This is a genomic window from Streptomyces sp. NPDC038135 (assembly GCF_055601245.1).
Genome location: NZ_JBVJXS010000009.1, coordinates 426,943 through 447,046, shown reverse-complemented (window position 1 = coordinate 447,046; position 20,104 = coordinate 426,943). Strand labels below are relative to the sequence as shown.

The window sequence follows — 20,104 nt, the reverse complement described above, 5'->3', positions numbered from 1 at the left end:
CCCGCTACACCGGGCGGATGTTGTGGTTGAAGCGGAACACGTTGTCGGGGTCGTAGGCCCGCTTCACCTTCTCCAGCCGCAGCAGGTTCCCCTCGCCCAGTCCCGCCCTGACCCGGTCCCGGCCCTCGTCCCCGATGAAGTTCAGGTAGACGGCGCCGGTGCTCCACGGCCTGACGTCGGCCCGGACCTCGCGCACCCAGGCGACCGCCCGCTCGTCGTCGGCCGGGTCCTGCCAGATGGCGAAGGGGTGCACCGCCCACGGCGCGTCCCGGTAGGGCACCGGGTACTCGTGCGGGCCGGCGGCGATCGCGCCGCCCTGCGGGAACAGCAGGTGCTGGGTGCTGGTCGGCACCGGCATGCTCTCCGCGCGGGCGCAGTAGACGTCCACCAGTTCGTCCGGCATACCGGTCACGTACTCCGCCGACCAGTAGTTCCGCTGCCCGGGCGGGTCGTCTAGCATGCACTGGACGTCGGCGTACGGCATCGCGCCGGCGATCTCCGCCTCGTGGGGGAGCGCCAGCAGGGGCTCGGCCAGCTTGCGCAGGTCCTCCTCGCCGCCGGCATAGGTCAGCAGCGCGGCGCACACCAGCTTGCCCACCAGCTCCTCGGGTACGAACTCCTCGGGCGGGCCGGTCAGATAGAGCACGGCGCCGCTCACCTCGTCGGGACCGGTGGTGACGATCTCGCGGAAGATGCGGACGACGTCCCGGCCCAGTTGGGGCAGGTAGAGCAGCAACGCGATGGAGAACTCGGGCAGTTCGTGCAGCCGCAGGGTGAGCGCGGTGGCGACGCCGAAGTTGCCGCCGCCGCCGTGCAGGGCCCAGAACAGCTCCGGGTTCTCGTCGGCGCCGGCGTGCACCCGCTCGGCGTCCGCCGTCACCAGTTCCACGCCGAGCAGGTTGTCGGCGGCGTAGCCGAAGGTGCGGTCCAGCCAGCCGGTGCCGCCGCCCAGGACGAAACCGCCGACGCCGGTGGTCGAGGCCCGGCCGCCGGTGGTGGCGAGGCCGTGCGGCTGGGTGGCCCGGTCCAGATGGCTCATCGTGGCGCCGCCCTCCACCCGGACCGCCTGCGCCGCCGGGTCCACGGTCACCCGGTGCATCCGGCGCAGGTCCACCACCACGGCGCCGTCGCCCAGCGCGGTGCCGGACACGCTGTGCCCGCCGCCGCGCACCGCGACCGGCAGGTCCAGGTCCCGGGCGAACCGTACGGTGCGGACCACGTCGGCCGGGCCCGCGCACTGCGCGATCACGGCCGGCCGCCGGTCGATCATCGCGTTGAAGACGGCGCGGGCCTCGTCGTAGCCGGGGTCCGAGGGGGCGAACACGTCGCCGGCCAGATCTTCGCGCAGCGCGGCGAGGGCCGCGCCGGCCTTCGAAGGGGAAGCCATGGCCGCCCCCTTCCGCTCGGGGGCAATGGTCCGCTTCTCAGCCTAGGCGGGCTTGCTCGCCCGGTCGCGCTCAGCCGCCGTACGCCCCCGAGGCCGTGAGCCGCAGTGCGGTGTCGATCAGCGGCACATGGCTGAACGCCTGCGGGAAGTTGCCGACCTGGCGCTGCAGCCGGGGGTCCCACTCCTCCGCGAGCAGCCCGAGGTCGTTGCGGAGCGCGAGCAGCCTCTCGAACAGCTTCCGGGCCTCGTCCACCCGGCCGATCATCGCCAGGTCGTCCGCCATCCAGAACGAGCAGGCGAGGAAGGCGCCCTCGTCGCCGGGGAGGCCGTCGACGCCCTCGTCCTTGCCCTCGGTGGGGTAGCGCAGGATGAACCCGTCCGAGGTGGACAGCTCGCGCTGGATCGCCTCGATGGTGCCGATCACCCGCTTGTCGTCCGGCGGCAGGAAGCCCATCTGCGGGATCAGCAGCAGCGAGGCGTCCAGCTCCTGGGAGCCGTAGGACTGCGTGAAGGTGTTGCGCTCCTTGTCGTAGCCCTTCTCGCACACGTCCCGGTGGATGTCATCGCGCAGTTCCTTCCAGCGCTCCAGCGGGCCGTCCGCGTCACCGGACTCGATCAGCTTGATCGTGCGGTCCACCGCGACCCAGGCCATCACCTTGGAGTGCACGAAGTGCCGGCGCGGGCCGCGCACCTCCCAGATGCCCTCGTCCGGCTCCTGCCAGTGGTCCTCCAGGTAGCGGATCAGCTTGAGCTGGAGCAGGGAGGCGTAGTCGTTGCGGGCCAGACCGGTCATGTGGGCCAGGTGCAGGGCCTCGGTGACCTCGCCGTACACGTCGAGCTGGAGCTGGTGCGCGGCGCCGTTGCCGACCCGGACCGGGGCGGAGTGCTCGTAGCCGGGCAGCCAGTCCAGCTCGGCCTCGCCCAGCTCGCGCTCGCCCGCGATGCCGTACATGATCTGCAGGTTCTCGGGGTCGCCGGCGACCGCGCGCAGCAGCCACTCGCGCCAGGCGCGGGCCTCCTCGCGGTAGCCGGTGCGCAGCAGCGAGGACAGGGTGATCGCCGCGTCCCGCAGCCAGGTGTAGCGGTAGTCCCAGTTGCGGACGCCGCCGATGTCCTCGGGCAGGGAGGTGGTGGGGGCGGCGACGATGCCGCCGGTGGGGGCGTAGGTCAGAGCCTTCAGGGTGATCAGCGAGCGGATCACCGCCTCGCGGTACGGACCGTGGTACGTACAGTGCTCGACCCACTCGCGCCAGAAGGTCTCCGTCGCCTCCAGCGACTGCTCCGGTTCCGGCAGCGCGGGCGGCTGCTTGTGCGAGGGCTCCCAGGAGATGGTGAAGGCGATCCGGTCGCCCGGGGCCACGGTGAAGTCGGCATAGGTCGTCAGCGCCTTGCCGTAGGTCTCGGCCTCCGTGTCGAACCACACGGAGTCGGGTCCGGCGACCGCCACCGTGCGGCCCTCGTGCTTGTGCACCCAGGGCACGACCCGGCCGTAGGAGAACCGCATCCTCAGGGCCGAGCGCATCGGCACCCGGCCGGTGACGCCCTCCACGATCCGGATGAGCTGCGGGGCGCCGTCACGCGGGGGCATGAAATCGGTCACGCGCACGGTGCCGCGCGGGGTGTCCCACTCGGACTCCAGGATCAGCGAGTCGCCCCGGTAGCTGCGCCGGGCGGCCGTGGGCGGCTGCGAGTCGGCCGCGTGCGCCGGGCCGAGCCGCCAGAAGCCGTGCTCCTCGGTGCCCAGCAGGCCGGCGAAGATGGCATGCGAGTCGAAGCGGGGCAGGCACAGCCAGTCGACTGTGCCGTCCCGGCAGACCAGGGCAGCGGTCTGCATGTCTCCGATGAGTGCGTAGTCTTCGATGCGCCCGGCCACGTGCAACTCCAGTCGAACGGCCACGTCACCCCCGCGCAGGGGGCTGTCGCTAGTGCGGTCAAGGGGTCGTTGTTGTGCGTCGTTGAGCGGTGAAGCAAAGCAGCCCGCCGAGCCCTGGGGCAAAACGACAGTCTTTGCTCAACGAACTGCCGCGCTCTCGTTGTTCCGGGTGCTGTGGGCGGGGGTGTGCCGTCGTTCCGGACGGGCCCGGCAGATGAGTGTCCGAGCAGGATACGACGCACGCAGATGATCTGCGTGCCGCTCCCGGCAACCCGTGTGGGCCGAACGAGTGAGCAGCGGGTGATGAGCATGTGACGAACGAGCGCCCGTGTAAACGGGTGTGCCGAAAGCCACCCGCGGACGGAACCGCTGCGTGCGGGCCCGGGCGCGGAGCGTGGCCGGGAGCCATCTCGTCCGGGCGCTGTTACGCTGGTAGCCCGTGGACCGGTGGGAGACGAACCCCCGAACCGCAGCGACGGCGACCCCCGGAGACCTCCGGACCGGCGGCCGTACCGCACGACAGACAGCGACCACGGGAGCCCCCTCTTGGCCATGACGCCCAAATCCACGACGACCAAGCACATCTTCGTCACCGGGGGTGTCGCCTCCTCGCTCGGCAAGGGCCTCACCGCCTCCAGCCTGGGCATGCTGCTCAAGGCCCGCGGCCTGCGCGTCGTGATGCAGAAGCTCGACCCGTACCTCAACGTCGACCCGGGCACGATGAACCCCTTCCAGCACGGTGAGGTGTTCGTCACCCACGACGGCGCCGAGACCGACCTGGACATCGGCCACTACGAGCGCTTCCTCGACCGCGACCTGGACGGCTCCGCGAACGTCACCACCGGTCAGGTCTACTCGACGGTGATCGCCAAGGAGCGGCGCGGCGAGTACCTGGGCGACACCGTGCAGGTCATCCCGCACATCACCAACGAGATCAAGCACCGCATCCGCCGCATGGCGACGGACGAGGTCGACGTGGTGATCACCGAGGTCGGCGGCACGGTCGGCGACATCGAGTCGCTGCCGTTCCTGGAGACCGTCCGCCAGGTCCGCCACGAGGTCGGCCGGGACAACGTCTTCGTGGTCCACATCTCGCTGCTGCCGTACATCGGCCCCTCCGGCGAGCTGAAGACCAAGCCGACCCAGCACTCCGTGGCCGCCCTGCGCAACATCGGTATCCAGCCGGACGCCATCGTGCTGCGCTGCGACCGCGAGGTGCCGACCGCCATCAAGCGCAAGATCTCGCTGATGTGCGACGTCGACGAGGCCGCCGTCGTGGCCTGCCCGGACGCCCGCTCGATCTACGACATCCCGAAGGTCGTGCACTCCGAGGGCCTGGACGCCTACGTGGTGCGCAAGCTCGACCTGCCCTTCCGGGACGTCGACTGGACGACCTGGGACGACCTGCTGGACCGCGTCCACAACCCCGACCACGAGATCACCCTCGCCCTGGTCGGCAAGTACATCGACCTGCCCGACGCCTACCTGTCGGTCACCGAGGCGCTGCGCGCCGGCGGGTTCGCCAACAAGGCCCGGGTCAAGATCAAGTGGGTCACCTCCGACGACTGCAAGACCCCGGCCGGCGCCAAGGCGCAGCTCGGCGACGTCGACGGCATCTGCATCCCGGGCGGCTTCGGCGACCGCGGTGTGCTCGGCAAGGTCGGCGCGATCCGCTACGCCCGCGAGAACCGGATCCCGCTGCTCGGCCTCTGCCTGGGCCTGCAGTGCATCGTGATCGAGGCCGCGCGCAGCCTCGCCGACATCCCGGACGCCAACTCCACCGAGTTCGACCCGGCCACCGCGCACCCGGTCATCTCCACGATGGCCGAGCAGATGGACATCGTCGCCGGTGAGGGCGACATGGGCGGCACCATGCGGCTCGGCATGTACCCGGCGAAGCTGGCCGAGGGCTCGATCGTCCGCGAGGTGTACGACGACAAGGAGTACGTCGAGGAGCGGCACCGCCACCGCTACGAGGTGAACAACGCCTACCGTGCGGAGCTGGAGAAGAAGGCCGGCATCCTCTTCTCGGGCACCTCGCCGGACGGCAAGCTCGTGGAGTACGTGGAGTACCCGCGCGACGTGCACCCCTACCTGGTCGCCACGCAGGCGCACCCCGAGCTGCGCTCGCGCCCGACCCGTCCGCACCCGCTCTTCGCCGGGCTGGTGAAGGCCTCGGTCGAGCGGAAGATCTCCAAGTAACACGACAGTTGTACGGTGGCCGGGGCGCGTCCATTCAAACGGACCGCGCCCCGGCCGCTCGCGCACGTGTGGAAGGACAGGGCATGACGATCAAGGACACCCCGGCGGAGTGGGAGATCCGGGCCACGGAGACCCCCTTCACGGGCAACAAGACCTCCGTGCGCACGGACGACGTGGTCATGCCCGACGGCTCGGTGGTCCGCCGCGACTACCAGGTGCACCCCGGCTCGGTCGCCGTCCTCGCCCTGGACGAGGAGGACCGGGTGCTGCTCATCAACCAGTACCGGCACCCGGTGCGGCACAAGCTCTGGGAGATCCCGGCCGGCCTGCTCGACGTGCCCGGCGAGAACCCGCTGCACGCCGCCCAGCGCGAGCTGTACGAGGAGGCGCATGTCAAGGCCGAGGACTGGCGGGTGCTCACCGACGTGTACACGACCCCCGGCGGCTGCGACGAGGCGGTGCGGATCTTCCTCGCGCGCGATCTCTCGGAGGCCGAGGGCGAGCGGTTCGAGGCGGAGCACGAGGAGACCGACATGGAGTACGCGCGCGTGCCGGTCGACGAGCTGGTGCGGCGGGTGCTCGCCGGCGACGTGCACAACAACTGCCTCGTGGTGGGCGTCCTCTCGCTGGTCGCCGCCCGCGGCGGGGACGGTCTGGACGACCTGCGCCCCGCCGACGCGCCCTGGCCCGCGCGTCCCTTCGCGTCCTGAGCCCCGAGTCGTCCTGAGCCCCGAGTCCCGGCAAGGGCCCCGGCGGCCCCGCCGGGGCCGCTCCGGACCCGCCGTCCGGAGCGCGCGCCCACCCGTCCGCGCATTGGTGTGACGATCGCCTGATCCGATCGGGGGATGTGCCCGCCGCGCTCCTACCGGAACGTCGCAGAGCGTGAACTAGGCTCTGGAAATGCCTGTTCCGGGAGGACCCGGCGGGCTTGCGCGTGCGGTGGGACGGGAGTGTGGCCCGTGACGGATCAGGCGGTGGACACAGACGGCGCGCGGCTGCCCGCGCATCCTCCCGCGGAGGACCATTTCCTGGGCCGCACGCGGGAGTTGAAGGGACTGCGCGCCGACATCGAGCGGGCGGGCCTGGACACCCTCTCCGGCCGCAAGGCGCCTCGCGCGCGCGTGCTCCTCATCGCCGGACGCCCCGGCTCCGGCCGGACCGCCCTGGCCGGGGAACTCGCCCGGCAGGTTGCCGAGCGTTACCCCGACGGAGTGCTGCGGGCCCGGCTCAGCGAGCCCGGCGGCGCTCCTGTACCGGTCGCGCGCACAGCCCGTGAACTGCTCGCCGCGCTCGACGTGCCGGCTCCCGCCGGGGCCGCCGAGGACGAGCTGACGGAGGCGCTGCGCACCGCCCTCGCCGGCAAGCGGGCGCTGCTCCTGCTGGACGACGCGGCCGGCGCCGAGCAGGTCGACGCGCTGCTGCCGGACGCCCCCGACTGCCTGGTCGTCGCCGTCGCGGGCGGCCCGCTCACCGGCATCGCCGACGTCCGGCCCTGCACCCTGGGCGGCCTCGACACCAAGTCCGCGGTGGAACTCCTCACCCGCTGGACCGGCTCGGTCCGCATCACCGTCGACCCGCGCTCCGCCGAGAGCCTCGCCGAGGCCTGCCAGGGCCAGCCGGCCGCGCTGACCCTCGCCGGCGGCTGGCTCGCCTCCCGGCCCCAGGCGGCCGTCTCCGACCTCGCCAAACGGCTGCACACCGACGCCGACGACGCCGCGGAGGGCACGCCGCTGGCCCGCGTCTTCCGGCTCGTCCACGACCAGCTCCCCGGCCAGGCCGCCCGGATACTGCGCCTGCTGTGCCTGGCCCCGGCCGGCCTGGTCGACCCGCACACCGCCTCCGCGCTGGCCGGGTGCTCGGTGGACACCGCGGGCGCCGCGCTGGCGGAGTTCGCCGCGCTCGGCCTGCTGCGCCCGGTGGACTCCCCGCTGCCCGAGTACGCCGTCCCCGGCTGTCTGCACCCGCTGCTGCGCGCCCGCGCCGAGAGCCAGGAACGCCCGGGAGAGCTCCAGCTCGCGCGGGCCCGGATGCTGGAGCGCAACGTCCGGCTGCTGCAGTCCTGCCGGGTGATCACCGAGACGGACAGCCCGCAGGCCCGGGAGAAGCTGCGGGACCTGCCCCCGGCGCTCCGCTTCCCCACGCCCCGCGCCGCCGCCGAATGGCTGCGCGTACGCAGGCCGGCCCTGCTGGCCGCCACCCGCGTGGCCGTCGCCGACGGCGAGCTGGACACCCTCGCCCGCCGGCTGATGTCCCAGCTGGTCAGGGCCATGGCCGCGCACTTCGGCGCGCAGGCCGCCGCACCCGACCTGTACGAGGTCCACGGCCTCGTCCTCGACGTCGCCGAGCGGCGCGGACTGCACCGGGAGCGGGCCGCCGCCCTGCTGAACCTCGGCGACGTGGACGCGCAGACCGGCCGCACCCGGGACGCCCTGGCGCGCTACCGGGCCGCGCTGGACGCCGGACGTGAGGCGAACGACCCGTACGCGACCGGCCGCGCGATGGAATCCGTAGGCGGCGCCCACCAGGAGCTGGGGGACTACGACCGGGCCGCGGACTGGTTCGGCCGGGCGCTGGCCGAGCGGCTGGCCCGCGGCGAGCGCGCGGAGGCCGCCCGGCTCTACGGCCGCACGGGCACCGCGCACACCTACGCGGGCCGCTACGGCGAGGCGCTCAGGAACTGGCGCGCGGCCGCCGCCGGGTACCGCAAAGAAGGCGATGTGGCCGCCCACGCACGGGCGTTGAGCGAGGTGGCCCGGGTGCAGGAGTACGCGGGGCGGCCCGAGGAGTCGCTGCTCACCTGCCGGGAGGCGGTGGACTGGGCACGGCGCGCCCAGGACGCCCGGCTGCAGGCCGCACTGCAGCTCAGGCTGGCCGACACCCTGGACCGGCTCGGCGACCCCGCCGCCGCCCAACTGCACCGGGCCGCGGCCGAGCGCATGCTGGGTAACGAGGGGCAGGAGGACGACGTCCTGCCGGGTTACGGCGATGACGCCTGCGAAATCCGTACTGCCGCTCACGAAGATTGATGCAATGAAAGGCTAGACAGGCGGAACGCCTTCATTAAACTGGCTCTGCCGCTCGTTCTCCTGCGGTGTCTCCCGGTATGCCCCTGCATGTCTGGGTACGTCTTGTAATGCACCCCCATACCCTCTGAGCCAAGGACCGTGATCGACGTGAAGGTCGGCATCCCCCGCGAGGTCAAGAACAACGAGTTCCGGGTGGCCATCACCCCCGCCGGTGTGCACGAGCTGGTGCGCAACGGCCACCAGGTCGTCGTCGAGCGGGGCGCCGGGCTCGGCTCCTCGATCACGGACGAGGAGTACGTCGCCGCCGGTGCCGGGATCCTCGCCACCGCCGACGAGGTGTGGGCCGCCGCCGACCTGCTGCTGAAGGTCAAGGAGCCGATCGCCGAGGAGTACCACCGCCTCCGCAAGGACCAGATCCTCTTCACCTACCTGCACCTGGCCGCCTCCAAGGAGTGCACGGACGCGCTCCTCGAGTCCGGCACCACGGCCATCGCCTACGAGACCGTCGAGCTGCCGAACCGCGCGCTGCCCCTGCTCGCCCCGATGTCCGAGGTCGCGGGCCGGCTGGCCCCGCAGGTCGGCGCCTACCACCTGATGCGCCCGGCCGGCGGCCGCGGCGTGCTGCCGGGCGGCGTGCCGGGCGTGACCCCGGCCAAGGCCGTCGTCATCGGCGGTGGCGTCTCCGGCTGGAACGCCACCCAGGTCGCCGTCGGCATGGGCTTCGACGTGACCCTGCTCGACCGCGACATCAACAAGCTGCGCGAGGCCGACAAGGTCTTCGGCACCAAGGTCAAGGCCATCATGTCCAACTCCTTCGAGCTGGAGAAGGCCGTCCTCGACGCCGACCTCGTCATCGGCGCGGTGCTCATCCCGGGCGCCAAGGCCCCGAAGCTCGTCACCAACGAGCTGGTGTCGCGCATGAAGCCCGGAAGTGTCCTTGTCGACATCGCGATCGACCAGGGCGGCTGCTTCGAGGACTCCCGTCCCACGACGCACGCCGAGCCGACCTTCCGCGTCCACAACTCGGTCTTCTACTGCGTCGCCAACATGCCGGGCGCGGTGCCGAACACCTCCACCAACGCCCTCACCAACGCCACGCTGCCGTACATCGTCTCCCTCGCCAACAACGGCTGGGTCGAGGCGCTGCGCCGTGACGCCGCGCTCGCCAAGGGCCTCAACACCCATGACGGCAAGGTCGTCTACAAGGAGGTCGCGGACGCCCTCGGCCTGGAGCACGTGGAGCTGGAGTCCCTGCTCGGCTGACCCTCGCGACCTGGCGTGTCGCCAAGTCGCCAACCGGTGAAAGGCGATTCGTCAACACACGTCGTCAACACCGAACGCCCGGCCGGACCTTGCCCGACAAGGTCCGGCCGGATGTGTGTATGGTCACTTTGCCGCTTGCGGTCAACTCGCCTCGAACGTAACCCTTCGACCGATTCGCACACCGGTGAAACCTGCTGTGCGACGCCCGTACGCCCTTGACAGAGGGATGTTTCATTGCCGACACATCCTGCCGGGTCCGGCGGATTGTGTTGCTGCGGACCGCCGACACGCCATAGAGTCGCCAACCGTCGGCATGGTGCCACGCTGACCTTGTCTAGAAGTTTCCTGGTCACCAAGGAGGTAAGACGACTTGTGAATGAGTCGACATTTACTCCCGGGGGTGGTCAACCAGGAATGCCGGTACGGGGCCAGGCCGGTTCCGCGGGATCCGAGGCTGTCGGCTCCGTCGCTGTGCGCACCTTCGCAGCCCACCAGACTCCGGGTCCGCAGGCGGTCCGGACAGCACACCACAGCATGGATGGCCATCACGTGAACGCCATGGCCGGCGACGGAAGTGGCGCGCCCCACAACCAACTCGCCGACTACGACGAACTGCCCGAGGGGCACTTCTACGACCCCGACGCCGAGTACGAGCCCGATCCCGAGTACGCCGCCACGCTCGCGCCCGACGCGGCCCGCCAGCGCCGTGAGCGCATCGGTCCGACCGGACGCCCGCTGCCGTACTTCCCGATCCCCGGCCCGCTGACCGACCACGGCCCCGCGAAGATCATCGCGATGTGCAACCAGAAGGGCGGCGTCGGCAAGACCACGTCGACCATCAACCTGGGTGCCGCGCTCGCGGAGTACGGCCGGCGCGTGCTGCTCGTGGACTTCGACCCGCAGGGCGCGCTGTCGGTGGGTCTCGGCGTCAACCCCATGGAGCTCGACCTCACCGTCTACAACCTGCTCATGGAGCGGGGCATGTCGGCGGACGAGGTCCTGCTGAAGACGGCGGTCCCCAACATGGACCTGCTGCCCTCCAACATCGACCTGTCGGCCGCGGAGGTCCAGCTCGTCTCCGAGGTCGCGCGCGAGTCGACCCTGCAGCGGGCGCTCAAGCCGCTGATGGACGACTACGACTACATCGTGATCGACTGCCAGCCCTCGCTCGGCCTGCTCACGGTCAACGCGCTGACGGCCGCCCACAAGGTGATCGTTCCGCTGGAGTGCGAGTTCTTCGCGCTGCGCGGCGTGGCCCTGCTGACCGAGACCATCGAGAAGGTCCAGGAGCGGCTCAACCCCGACCTGGAGCTCGACGGCATCCTCGCCACGATGTACGACTCGCGCACGGTGCACAGCCGTGAGGTGCTCGCGCGCGTGGTCGAGGCGTTCGACGACCACGTCTACCACACGGTCATCGGCCGCACGGTCCGCTTCCCGGAGACCACGGTCGCCGGTGAGCCGATCACCACGTACGCCTCCAACTCCGTCGGCGCCGCCGCCTACCGCCAGCTCGCCAGGGAGGTGCTCGCCCGGTGTCACGCCGAGTGAGTCTGCCCGGGGCCGACGAACTGTTCCGTACGACGGGGGGGATGGCGCTCCAGCCGTCCACGCCCCGGCGCGGGGCCAACGGCGAGGCCCGGGTGCCGGCTCCCGCGGGGGAGAGCGACGACACGGCCGCCGAGGACGCGCCGGCCTCGGTGCCCGTCCAGGGCGGTGACGGAGAGGGCGCGGAGCACGCCGCGGCGGACGCGGAACCGGCCGGGACCGGCGAGTCGCGCACCCGGCCGTCCCGGCGCCCGGCGCCACCGGAGGGCGCCGCGGACGCCGCGGCCGCGCAGCCGCGCAAGCGCGGGCGGGCGGCGAACCGGCGGCCCAGCGGGCGCGAACGGCACGACGAGAAGATCACGGTGTACGTCTCCGCCGAGGAACTGATGGACCTCGAGCACGCGCGACTGGTCCTGCGGGGCGAGCACGGCCTCGCCGTGGACCGCGGCCGCATCGTCCGCGAGGCGGTCGCCGTGGTCCTGGCGGACCTGGAGTCCCGAGGGGACGCGAGCATCCTGGTGCGGCGGCTGCGGGGTCGGTAGTCGGCCGGGCGGGCGTCAGGCGATAGCCTGCGACGGCCATGACCCCGAACGACGCCCCCGCCTCCGGCCCCGGTGCCGGCCGCAGACGTGCGCTGGGCCGCGGACCGGGCACAGCCCCCATGCCCCCGCACAAGGCGTCACCTGAGCCCGCCCCGGAACCGCCGGCCGCCGACGAGCACCACCCGGCCGAGCCGCAGGCCCCGGGCGCGACCGAATCCGGCGCGTCCGCGCCGAACCCCCCGGCCGAGAGCCCCGACGTCCCGCCGGCGAAAACGGAAGCCGAGACGTCGACCGAGCCGCCGGTGCCGGGCGATGCCCGACCGGAGCCGCTTACCGGGCCTGAGCCCGCCGCGCCCGGACCCCAGGGCGGTCCCTCTCCGTCGTCGGCAGCCGCAGCCGAGGTGTGGCCCGGTGCCGGGACGGCGTCCGGGGGCGGCCCGGCGACGGCGGAGGATGCCCGACCGGAGCCGCTTACCGGGCCCGAGCCCGGCGCGCCCGGACCGGCTGCCAGGAGCGGGCTCGTTCCGCCGGCGAAAACCGGAGCCGGGGCAGCGGCCGAGCCGCAACCGGTGGCCGGCGGGAAGCCGTCCTCCGTAACCGGCGCGGAAGTGCGGCCCGGCGCTGCGGCGGAGGCCGCAGGCGGGCCGGCGGTGTCACGCGCCGCCCGGCCGGAATCGCTTGCCGGGCCGGGGCTCGGCGCGTCCGGATCTGCTGCCCGGGGCGGGCTTGCCGCGCCGCCCGGGTCGACACCGCTGGCCGGGAGCGAGCCGTCCGCGGTTCATGCGGAAGAGCGGCCCGGCGCCGGGACGGTGACCTCGGGCGGGCCCCAGCCGCTCGCCGGATCCGAGCCCGCGCCCGGACCGGCCCGATGGAGCGCGCTCGCTTCGGCGGCTGGATCCGGGGCCGAGGCGCCGGCCGAGCCGGAACCGGTGGCCGGGGGCGAGGCGTCGGCGGGGATGGAGTCCGGAGCCGGGGAGCCGGAGCGGGGTGGGGCGTCGGGAGCCGGTGAGGCGGCCGACGGCGGTGTCTTCAAGGTTCGGCTGGCCAACTTCGAGGGGCCGTTCGATCTGCTGCTCCAGCTCATCTCCAAGCACAAGCTGGACGTCACCGAGGTCGCGCTGTCCAAGGTCACCGACGAGTTCATGGCCCACATCCGGGCCATGGGCCCCGACTGGGACCTGGACCAGACGACCGAGTTCCTCGTCGTGGCCGCCACGCTGCTCGACCTCAAGGCCGCCCGGCTGCTGCCCGCCGCCCAGGTCGAGGACGAGGCCGACCTCGCGCTGCTGGAGGCCCGGGACCTGCTGTTCGCGCGGCTGCTGCAGTACCGCGCCTACAAGCGGATCGCCGACATCTTCAACGAGCGCCTGGACGAGGAGGCCCGCCGCCACCCCCGTACCGTCGGCCTCGAACCCCAGCACGCCGAGCTGCTGCCCGAGGTCGTCATCAGCATCGGCCCCGAGGGGTTCGCGCAGCTCGCCGTCAAGGCGATGCAGCCGAAGGTCAAGCCGCAGGTCTACGTCGACCACATCCACGCCCCGCTGGTCAGCGTGCAGGAGCAGGCGGGCATCGTGGTGGCGCGGCTCAGGGAACTGGGCGAGACCAGCTTCCGGACGCTGGTCGAGGACACCGACGACACCCTCACCGTCGTGGCCCGCTTCCTGGCGCTGCTGGAGCTGTACCGGGAGAAGGCCGTGGCGCTGGAGCAGGAGGCCGCCCTCGGCGAGCTGCTGGTGCGCTGGACCGGCGGGGACACGGACGCTGCGCCGATGGTCACCGACGAGTTCGACCGGCCGCCCGAGGAGCCCAAGGAGGAGAAGAAGGCGTGAGCGAGACCACCGAGGCACCCACGGACCCCGCCGAGGCACCCACGAACCGCGTCCAGGCGACCGCCGCGGCCGCCGACGCCCCCGCGGACCCGCGCGCCGTCGCCGGGCTGGAACTCAAGCCCGCCCTCGAAGCGGTCCTCATGGTCGTGGACGAGCCCGCCACCGAGGAGCACCTGGCCCGCATCCTCGAGCGGCCCAGGCGCCAGATCGCGGACGCCCTGCGCGAGCTGGCCGACGACTACACCGTGCAGGGCCGCGGCTTCGAGCTGCGGTTCGTCGCGGGCGGCTGGCGCTTCTACACCCGCGCCGAGTACGCGCCCGCCGTGGAGCGGCTGGTCCTGGACGGCCAGACGGCCCGTCTCACGCAGGCCGCGCTGGAGACCCTCGCGGTCGTCGCCTACCGCCAGCCGGTCAGCCGCAGCCGCGTCTCCGCCGTGCGCGGAGTGAACTGCGACGGCGTCATGCGCACCCTCCTGCAGCGCGGTCTGGTCGAGGAGGCGGGCACGGAACCCGAAACAGGTGCGATCCTGTACAGGACGACGAACTACTTCCTGGAGCGGATGGGCCTGCGCGGCCTGGACGAACTGCCGGAGCTCGCGCCCTTCCTCCCGGAGGCGGAGGCGATCGAGGCCGAGACCCAGGAGGGAGTCCCGTCGTTCGACCCGGACGCGCCCGACGCGCCCGGCGGCCAGGACGCAGACGACTAAGACGGAAACCTTGATGCGAAGCAGCGGCAGCGGCAAGAGCGGCGGGCGCGGTAACTACCGCGGTGCCGGCAACGACAGGGACCAGAAGCAGGGGCAGGGCCGGCCCCGCAAGCCCCGCCCCGAGGAGCGCCGCTACGACGTGGGCCCCGGGGCCACCCAGGACGGCCCCAAGTCCGGGCGCGGCGGCTCCGCGCGCGGCGGCGCCAAGGGCGGCCCGAAGCAGTCCCAGCAGCGCGGCGGCCGTACGGCCCCGGCGCGCTCGCGCGAGTACGAGACGCGGGTCGAGGAGCGCAACCGGGAGCGGTACGCGGGCAAGAAGGACGTCAAGCTGCCCAAGACCTTCCCCGGCGCCGAGCAGGAGGGCGAGCGGCTGCAGAAGGTGCTCGCGCGCGCGGGCTACGGCTCCCGCCGCGCCTGCGAGGAGCTGATCGAGCAGGCCCGGGTCGAGATCAACGGCGAGATCGTGCTGGAGCAGGGCCGCCGGGTGGACCCGGAGAAGGACGAGGTCAAGGTCGACGGCCTGACCGTCGCCACGCAGTCGTACCAGTTCTTCTCGCTCAACAAGCCCGCCGGCGTCGTCTCCACCATGGAGGACCCGGAGGGCCGCCAGTGCCTCGGTGACTACGTCACCAACCGCGAGACCCGGCTCTTCCACGTCGGACGGCTCGACACCGAGACCGAGGGCGTCATCCTGCTCACCAACCACGGCGAGCTGGCGCACCGTCTGACCCACCCGAAGTACGGCGTGAAGAAGACGTACCTCGCGGCCATCGTCGGCCCCATCCCGCGCGACCTGGGCAAGCGCCTGAAGGACGGCATCCAGCTCGAGGACGGCTACGCCCGCGCCGACCACTTCCGGGTGGTCGAGCAGACCGGCAAGAACTACCTGGTCGAGGTGACCCTGCACGAGGGCCGCAAGCACATCGTGCGCCGCATGCTCGCCGAGGCCGGCTTCCCGGTCGAGAAGCTGGTGCGCACCTCCTTCGGCCCGATCACCCTGGGCGACCAGAAGTCGGGCTGGCTGCGCCGCCTGTCCAACACCGAGGTCGGGATGCTCATGCAGGAGGTCGACCTCTAAAGAGGTTGTGCTCCCGGGACACCCCCTTTTATAGTCTGAGTGACTATTAAAGGGGGTGTCCGTGCTGCAGGGCTACGACAAGCACGCCTACGAGCCTTTCGCCGTCACCGTCGACCTCGCCGTCCTGACCGTCCGCGAGGGCGCGCTGCACGTGCTGCTCGTCGAGCGCGGGCAGGAGCCGTACGCCGGCCGGTGGGCGCTGCCCGGCGGCTTCCTGCTGCCCGACGAGTCCGCGGAGACGGCCGCCCGGCGCGAACTCGCCGAGGAGACCGGCCTGGACGACGTCTCCGGGCTGGACCTGGAGCAGTCGCGCACCTACAGCGAGCCGGGCCGCGACCCCCGGATGCGGGTCGTCTCCGTCGCGTTCACCGCGCTGCTGCCCGACCCGCCCGAGCCCCGCGGCGGTGGCGACGCGGCCCAGGCCCGCTGGCTGCCGTACGGCTCGGCGGGGCCGCTCGCCTTCGACCACGACCGCATCCTCGCCGACGCCCACGAACGCGTCGGCCACCGGCTGGAGAACACCCGCGCGGCCCTCGCCTTCTGCCCGCCCGAGTTCACCCTCGGCGAGCTGCAGCAGGTCTACGAGACGGTGTGGGGCACCGCCCTCGACCGGCCCAACTTCCGCCGCAAGGTGCTCGCCGCGCCCGGTTTCGTCGAACCCGTCCCCGGCGCCGCCCGGCTCACCGGCGGCCGCGGCAAGCCGGCCGCCCTCTACCGCGCGGGCCCGGCCACCGCCCTGCACCCGCCCCTGCTGCGACCGTCCCGGGAAGGAAACCCCGCATGACCACCACCCGTCCCGGCGTCCGCGCCGCCACCGGCTCCCTCCTCGGCCTCGCCCTCGGGGACGCCCTCGGCTTCCCGACCGAGTTCAAGGCCGTGCCGCCCATCCTCTCGATGTTCGGGCCCTGGCGGGAGATGGAGCTGTCGCAGCGCGCCCGCGTCTCCGACGACACCCAGATGACCCTCGCCGTCGGCCGCGGGCTCCGCACGGCCATGGAGCGCGGGGACCTCGCCCCGAACCGGCTGGAGCGGCCGCTGCGCGAGGAGTTCGTGGACTGGTACCTGTCGCCGGACAACGACCGCGCCCCGGGCAACACCTGCCTGACCGCGTGCGAACTGCTCAAGGAGGAGGGCCGCGCCTGGCAGGACGCCAGCCGGGTCGGCTCCAAGGGCTGCGGCGCCAACATGCGCGTCGCCCCCATCGGCCTCGTCCCCGACCTGACCGGCGAACAGCGGTCCGGCGCGGCCCAGTTGCAGTCCGCGCTCACCCACGGACACCCCACCGCCCTGGCCGCCTCCGACCTGACCGCCCATGCCGTGCACCTGCTCGCCGGCGGCGCCGACCCGGCCGGACTCGTCGGGCGGCTCCGCAGCTACGCCTACGACAACCGCACCCGCTACGACCACACCTGGCTCGGCGACCTGTGGACCCGCTCCCAGGACCCGAGTCCCGAGCACTTCATCGCGCGCGGCTGGGACGAGTGCCTGGACGTGCTCGGCCGCCTCCAGGAGGCCGTGCGCACGGTCTCCCCGGAGACCGACCCGTGCCTGGCCACCGGTGAGGGCTGGATCGCCGAGGAGGCCCTCGCCACCGGGCTGCTGTGCTTCCTGCTCTTCCCCGACCAGCCTGTCACCGCCCTGCGCCGGGCCGCCTGCTCCTCCGGCGACTCGGACTCGATCGCCTGCCTCACCGGGGCCTTCGCGGGCGCCTGGCTCGGCGCGGACGCCTGGCCGGCCGACTGGGCCGGGCGGATCGAGTACCGGGACGACCTGCTGGCACTGGGAGCGCTCTGGGACGCCTAGGCCCCCTCGGGCTCCTCGTACGCGTCCGCCCGGCGGGCCGAGTCCCGGCGCGCCCGGAACAGGAACCCGGCCACGCGCGCGCGGTCCGGTTCGGGCGGCAGCGGGGTGCGCCGCAGAGCCTCCTCGGTCTGCGCCGCGAGCCGGGCCATGCGGGACTCGACCTCCGGCCAGGGGATTTCGCCCCGCTTGACCGCCAGCAGCGGCTCCCGCTCGTCGCCGACATCGATCCGCAGCTCCCCGGTGCGCAGCAGGTCCCGGGCGCTCGTCAGGAGGCGCAGCAGGTGCATGGCGTGCTTCCAGCGCGGGGCGCCCGTGGTGCGGACGTCGGCGTCGAGCTTCCTGCGCTGGCCGAGGGCGTAGCCGATGAACGTGTCGTGCACCCGCCGGGACAGGAACGCGCCGCGCAGGGACAGCAGTTCGCGGCCGGTGTCGTCGACGTGCTCCACCAGCGGGGAGTGCAGGCATTCCAGGGCGTTCGGATTGCCGCGCAGCGCCAGCTCGCAGAACCGCTCCAGCTCCCAGGAGAAGCGCTCCTCGCCCGGCCCCTCCACATGGGCCGGCGGCTTCTCGAACCGCCAGAACAGGGGAGCGGGGGCGAGGAAGACGCCCCGCCGGTCGGTGTCGCTGGCCCCGGTGGCCAGACCGAACGCCCGCGAACCCATGACGCAGGCGTAGATCGTGTGGTCGCGTACCAGGTCCTCGGGCTGCATCCGCGGAGCCTACGCGGGCGCTCACGCCAGGTGGATCGAATTTCCCTCCACCTTGATCGTCTCGGCGGGCAGCGGCCGGGTCGCCGGGCCGTGTGCCACCGAGCCGTCGGTGATGTGGAACCTGCTGCCGTGGCAGGGGCAGTCGATGGTGCCGTCCGCCACCTTGCTCACCGTGCAGCCCTCGTGCGTGCAGATCGCCGAGAAGGCCTTGAAGTCGCCCTTGGACGGCTGGGTGACCACGATCTTCCGCTCCTTGAAGATCCTGCCGCCGCCCTCCGGGATGTCGCTCGTGCTCGCCAGCTCCTGGCCGCCGGGCGACGGGGAGGAGCTCTTCGAACCCCCGCCGCCGCCCCCGCAGCCGGTGGCGAGCGCCGCGGCACCCGTCGCGAGAACCGTGCGCCGCGTCGTGCTGTAGGTCATGTCGTCACTCCGGACATCGGGAGTAGGGGAAACCGAAAGTAAGAAAAGCCGCGATCCGTGACATCTTGCCACCAAAGGCGCCCCCGCCGAAGGAGGCCGCGGGACGGGGGCCGCGGCCGTCACCGGGTCGGCCCCGCGTCTCAGCGGGCGGGCGCCGCGCGCCCGGCCGCTCGGGGCATGACTAGGCTGGACGGGCCAGGAACGAAACGCATGTCAGCAAGGAGCAGCGCCGTGGCGGTACGAGCGGTCCGGGGGGCCGTCCAGCTGGAGCGGGACGAGGCCGGGCACATGGACGAGCAGGTCGGAGCGCTGCTCACCGCGATCCTGGAGCGGAACGCGCTCACCGCCGAGGACCTGATCAGCATTTGGTTCACGGCCACCCCCGACCTGCACAGCGACTTCCCGGCCGCCGCCGCCCGCAAGCTCGGGATCGTCGACGTCCCCCTGATCTGCGCCCAGGAACTGGACATCGAGGGCGCCATGCCCCGGGTCGTCCGGGTGCTCGCGCACATCGAGTCGGACCTGCCCCGCGCCCGGATCGCCCACGTCTACCTCGGCGCCGCCGCCGCCCTGCGCAAGGACATCGCCCAGTGAGAACCGCACTCGTCATCGGCACCGGGCTCATCGGCACCTCCGCCGCGCTCGCCCTGACCCAGCGGGGCGTCGTCGTCCACCTCGCCGACCACGACCCCGCGCAGGCCCGTACGGCGGCCGCGATGGGCGCCGGCACCGACGAGGCCCCCGACGGCCCGGTGGACCTCGCCGTCGTCGCCGCCCCGCCCGCCCACGTGGCCGGCGTCCTCGCGGACGCCATGGTCCGCGGCGTCGCGCGCGGCTACGTCGACGTGGCCAGCGTCAAGGGGGGCCCGCGCCGCGAACTGGAGGCGCGCGGCCTCGACCTGTCCGCCTACATCGGCACCCACCCCATGTCCGGCCGGGAGAAGTCCGGCCCGCTGGCCGCGACCGGCGACCTGTTCGAGGGCCGCCCCTGGGTGCTCACCCCCACCCGGGACACCGACACCGAGGTCCTCAACCTCGCCCTGGAACTGGTCTCGCACTGCCGGGCCGTGCCGGTCGTCATGGACGCCGACGCCCACGACCGGGCCGTGGCCCTCGTCTCCCACATGCCCCACCTGGTCTCCAGCATGGTCGCGGCCCGCCTGGAGCACGCCGAGGAGGCGGCCGTGCGGCTGTGCGGGCAGGGCATCCGGGACGTGACCCGGATCGCCGCCTCCGATCCCGGGATGTGGATCGACATCCTCTCCGCCAACCCCGGTCCGGTCGCCGACCTGCTCGCCGAGGTCTCCGCCGACCTGGAGGAGACGGTCCGGGCCCTGCGCGCCCTGCAGTCCTCCGACGAGGACAAGCGCCGCGAGGGCGGCTCGGGCATCGAGGACGTGCTGCGCCGCGGCAACGCGGGCCAGGTGCGGGTACCCGGCAAGCACGGCAGCGCGCCGCGCGTGTACGAGACCGTCGTCGTCCTCATCGACGACCAGCCCGGCCAGCTCGCCCGCATCTTCGCGGACGCCGGACGGGCCGGGGTCAACATCGAGGACGTCCGGATCGAGCACGCGACGGGGCAGCAGGCCGGTCTCATGCAGCTCCTGGTCGAGCCCAAGGCGGCGCCCGTGCTGACGACGGCGCTGCGCGAGCGGGGCTGGGCGCTGCGGCAGTAGGCGGGCGGGCGTCCGCCGGGGTCACCCGAACCCAGTAACC

Annotated in this window: 17 protein-coding genes; 13 read left to right on the top strand and 4 right to left on the bottom strand. The window is 72.8% G+C overall.

Features of this window, described 5'->3' with window-relative positions; genetic code table 11:
- Window positions 1-4: 4 nt before the first annotated feature.
- The gene (locus tag ACZ7JA_RS27145; RefSeq protein WP_470810869.1) at window positions 5-1,387 is read right to left on the bottom strand and encodes an FAD-binding oxidoreductase; all 1,383 of its coding nucleotides are present in this window, start codon (window positions 1,385-1,387) and stop codon (window positions 5-7) included.
- 70 nt (window positions 1,388-1,457) lie between these two features.
- A complete protein-coding gene (locus ACZ7JA_RS27140; RefSeq protein ID WP_401136057.1) occupies window positions 1,458-3,260 on the bottom strand; it encodes a glycoside hydrolase family 15 protein in 1,803 nt (600 codons plus the stop codon).
- Window positions 3,261-3,812: 552 nt separating this feature from the next.
- Between ACZ7JA_RS27140 and ACZ7JA_RS27135 the strand changes: the two genes are divergently transcribed.
- The 11 genes from ACZ7JA_RS27135 to ACZ7JA_RS27085 all read left to right on the top strand — a co-directional run bounded on the left by ACZ7JA_RS27135 (window position 3,813) and on the right by ACZ7JA_RS27085 (window position 17,258).
- Complete coding sequence (locus ACZ7JA_RS27135) at window positions 3,813-5,462, top strand: CTP synthase (protein ID WP_351672815.1); 1,650 nt, start codon at window positions 3,813-3,815, stop codon at window positions 5,460-5,462.
- Between the two features lie 83 nt (window positions 5,463-5,545).
- Window positions 5,546-6,172: an NUDIX domain-containing protein gene (locus ACZ7JA_RS27130; protein ID WP_389304581.1), complete on the top strand. Its 627-nt coding sequence runs from the start codon at window positions 5,546-5,548 to the stop codon at window positions 6,170-6,172.
- 249 nt (window positions 6,173-6,421) lie between these two features.
- Window positions 6,422-8,488 (top strand): tetratricopeptide repeat protein, encoded by a 2,067-nt coding sequence (locus tag ACZ7JA_RS27125; RefSeq protein WP_470810866.1) that lies wholly within the window; start codon window positions 6,422-6,424, stop codon window positions 8,486-8,488.
- A gap of 138 nt (window positions 8,489-8,626) precedes the next feature.
- A complete protein-coding gene (gene ald / locus ACZ7JA_RS27120; protein WP_351672809.1) occupies window positions 8,627-9,751 on the top strand; it encodes an alanine dehydrogenase in 1,125 nt (374 codons plus the stop codon).
- 414 nt (window positions 9,752-10,165) lie between these two features.
- Window positions 10,166-11,302: a ParA family protein gene (locus ACZ7JA_RS27115; RefSeq protein WP_351672807.1), complete on the top strand. Its 1,137-nt coding sequence runs from the start codon at window positions 10,166-10,168 to the stop codon at window positions 11,300-11,302.
- On the top strand, window positions 11,287-11,841 hold the full coding sequence (locus ACZ7JA_RS27110) for a hypothetical protein (protein WP_389304585.1): 555 nt from the start codon (window positions 11,287-11,289) through the stop codon (window positions 11,839-11,841). The genes ACZ7JA_RS27115 and ACZ7JA_RS27110 overlap by 16 nt, the downstream gene beginning before the upstream one ends.
- 809 nt (window positions 11,842-12,650) lie before the next feature.
- Entirely contained in the window at window positions 12,651-13,670 is a 1,020-nt protein-coding gene (locus tag ACZ7JA_RS27105; protein WP_470810863.1) for a segregation and condensation protein A, read from the top strand.
- A gap of 107 nt (window positions 13,671-13,777) precedes the next feature.
- On the top strand, window positions 13,778-14,377 hold the full coding sequence (gene scpB, locus ACZ7JA_RS27100) for an SMC-Scp complex subunit ScpB (RefSeq protein ID WP_351672844.1): 600 nt from the start codon (window positions 13,778-13,780) through the stop codon (window positions 14,375-14,377).
- A 13-nt stretch (window positions 14,378-14,390) separates the two neighbouring features.
- On the top strand, window positions 14,391-15,455 hold the full coding sequence (locus ACZ7JA_RS27095) for a pseudouridine synthase (RefSeq protein WP_351672801.1): 1,065 nt from the start codon (window positions 14,391-14,393) through the stop codon (window positions 15,453-15,455).
- Between the two features lie 55 nt (window positions 15,456-15,510).
- Window positions 15,511-16,239 carry an NUDIX hydrolase gene (locus ACZ7JA_RS27090; RefSeq protein ID WP_470810860.1) on the top strand — a complete coding sequence of 243 codons (729 nt, stop codon included), beginning with the start codon at window positions 15,511-15,513 and terminating at the stop codon, window positions 16,237-16,239.
- Window positions 16,236-17,258 carry an ADP-ribosylglycohydrolase family protein gene (locus ACZ7JA_RS27085; RefSeq protein WP_470810857.1) on the top strand — a complete coding sequence of 341 codons (1,023 nt, stop codon included), beginning with the start codon at window positions 16,236-16,238 and terminating at the stop codon, window positions 17,256-17,258. The genes ACZ7JA_RS27090 and ACZ7JA_RS27085 overlap by 4 nt, the downstream gene beginning before the upstream one ends.
- Here the strand turns inward: ACZ7JA_RS27085 and ACZ7JA_RS27080 are convergent.
- Both ACZ7JA_RS27080 and ACZ7JA_RS27075 read right to left on the bottom strand, forming a co-directional pair.
- Window positions 17,255-17,968, bottom strand: coding sequence for a nucleotidyltransferase domain-containing protein (locus tag ACZ7JA_RS27080; RefSeq protein WP_351672795.1), 714 nt, complete (start codon window positions 17,966-17,968; stop codon window positions 17,255-17,257). The two genes, ACZ7JA_RS27085 and ACZ7JA_RS27080, sit on opposite strands and share 4 nt — an antisense overlap.
- Window positions 17,969-17,989: 21 nt before the next feature.
- Window positions 17,990-18,388 (bottom strand): Rieske (2Fe-2S) protein, encoded by a 399-nt coding sequence (locus ACZ7JA_RS27075; RefSeq protein ID WP_351672794.1) that lies wholly within the window; start codon window positions 18,386-18,388, stop codon window positions 17,990-17,992.
- A 231-nt stretch (window positions 18,389-18,619) separates the two neighbouring features.
- Here ACZ7JA_RS27075 and aroH point away from each other — a divergent pair, with 231 nt between their 5' ends.
- Together aroH and ACZ7JA_RS27065 are read left to right on the top strand one after the other, a co-directional pair.
- Entirely contained in the window at window positions 18,620-18,982 is a 363-nt protein-coding gene (gene aroH, locus ACZ7JA_RS27070) for a chorismate mutase (RefSeq protein ID WP_351672792.1), read from the top strand.
- Window positions 18,979-20,064: a prephenate dehydrogenase gene (locus ACZ7JA_RS27065; RefSeq protein WP_470810854.1), complete on the top strand. Its 1,086-nt coding sequence runs from the start codon at window positions 18,979-18,981 to the stop codon at window positions 20,062-20,064. Before aroH ends, ACZ7JA_RS27065 begins: the two co-directional genes overlap by 4 nt.
- Window positions 20,065-20,104 lie beyond the last annotated feature (40 nt).

Excerpts from the sequence above, each read along its gene's own strand:
- ACZ7JA_RS27145 (WP_470810869.1), bottom strand. The coding sequence starts at position 1,387 with ATGGCTTCCCCTTCGAAGGCCGGCGCGGCCCTCGCCGCGCTGCGCGAA.
- ACZ7JA_RS27135 (WP_351672815.1), top strand. The coding sequence starts at position 3,813 with ATGACGCCCAAATCCACGACGACCAAGCACATCTTCGTCACCGGGGGT.
- ACZ7JA_RS27130 (WP_389304581.1), top strand. The coding sequence starts at position 5,546 with ATGACGATCAAGGACACCCCGGCGGAGTGGGAGATCCGGGCCACGGAG.
- ACZ7JA_RS27115 (WP_351672807.1), top strand. The coding sequence starts at position 10,166 with ATGCCGGTACGGGGCCAGGCCGGTTCCGCGGGATCCGAGGCTGTCGGC.
- ACZ7JA_RS27095 (WP_351672801.1), top strand. The coding sequence starts at position 14,391 with ATGCGAAGCAGCGGCAGCGGCAAGAGCGGCGGGCGCGGTAACTACCGC.
- ACZ7JA_RS27085 (WP_470810857.1), top strand. The coding sequence starts at position 16,236 with ATGACCACCACCCGTCCCGGCGTCCGCGCCGCCACCGGCTCCCTCCTC.
- ACZ7JA_RS27080 (WP_351672795.1), bottom strand. The coding sequence starts at position 17,968 with ATGCAGCCCGAGGACCTGGTACGCGACCACACGATCTACGCCTGCGTC.
- ACZ7JA_RS27075 (WP_351672794.1), bottom strand. The coding sequence starts at position 18,388 with ATGACCTACAGCACGACGCGGCGCACGGTTCTCGCGACGGGTGCCGCG.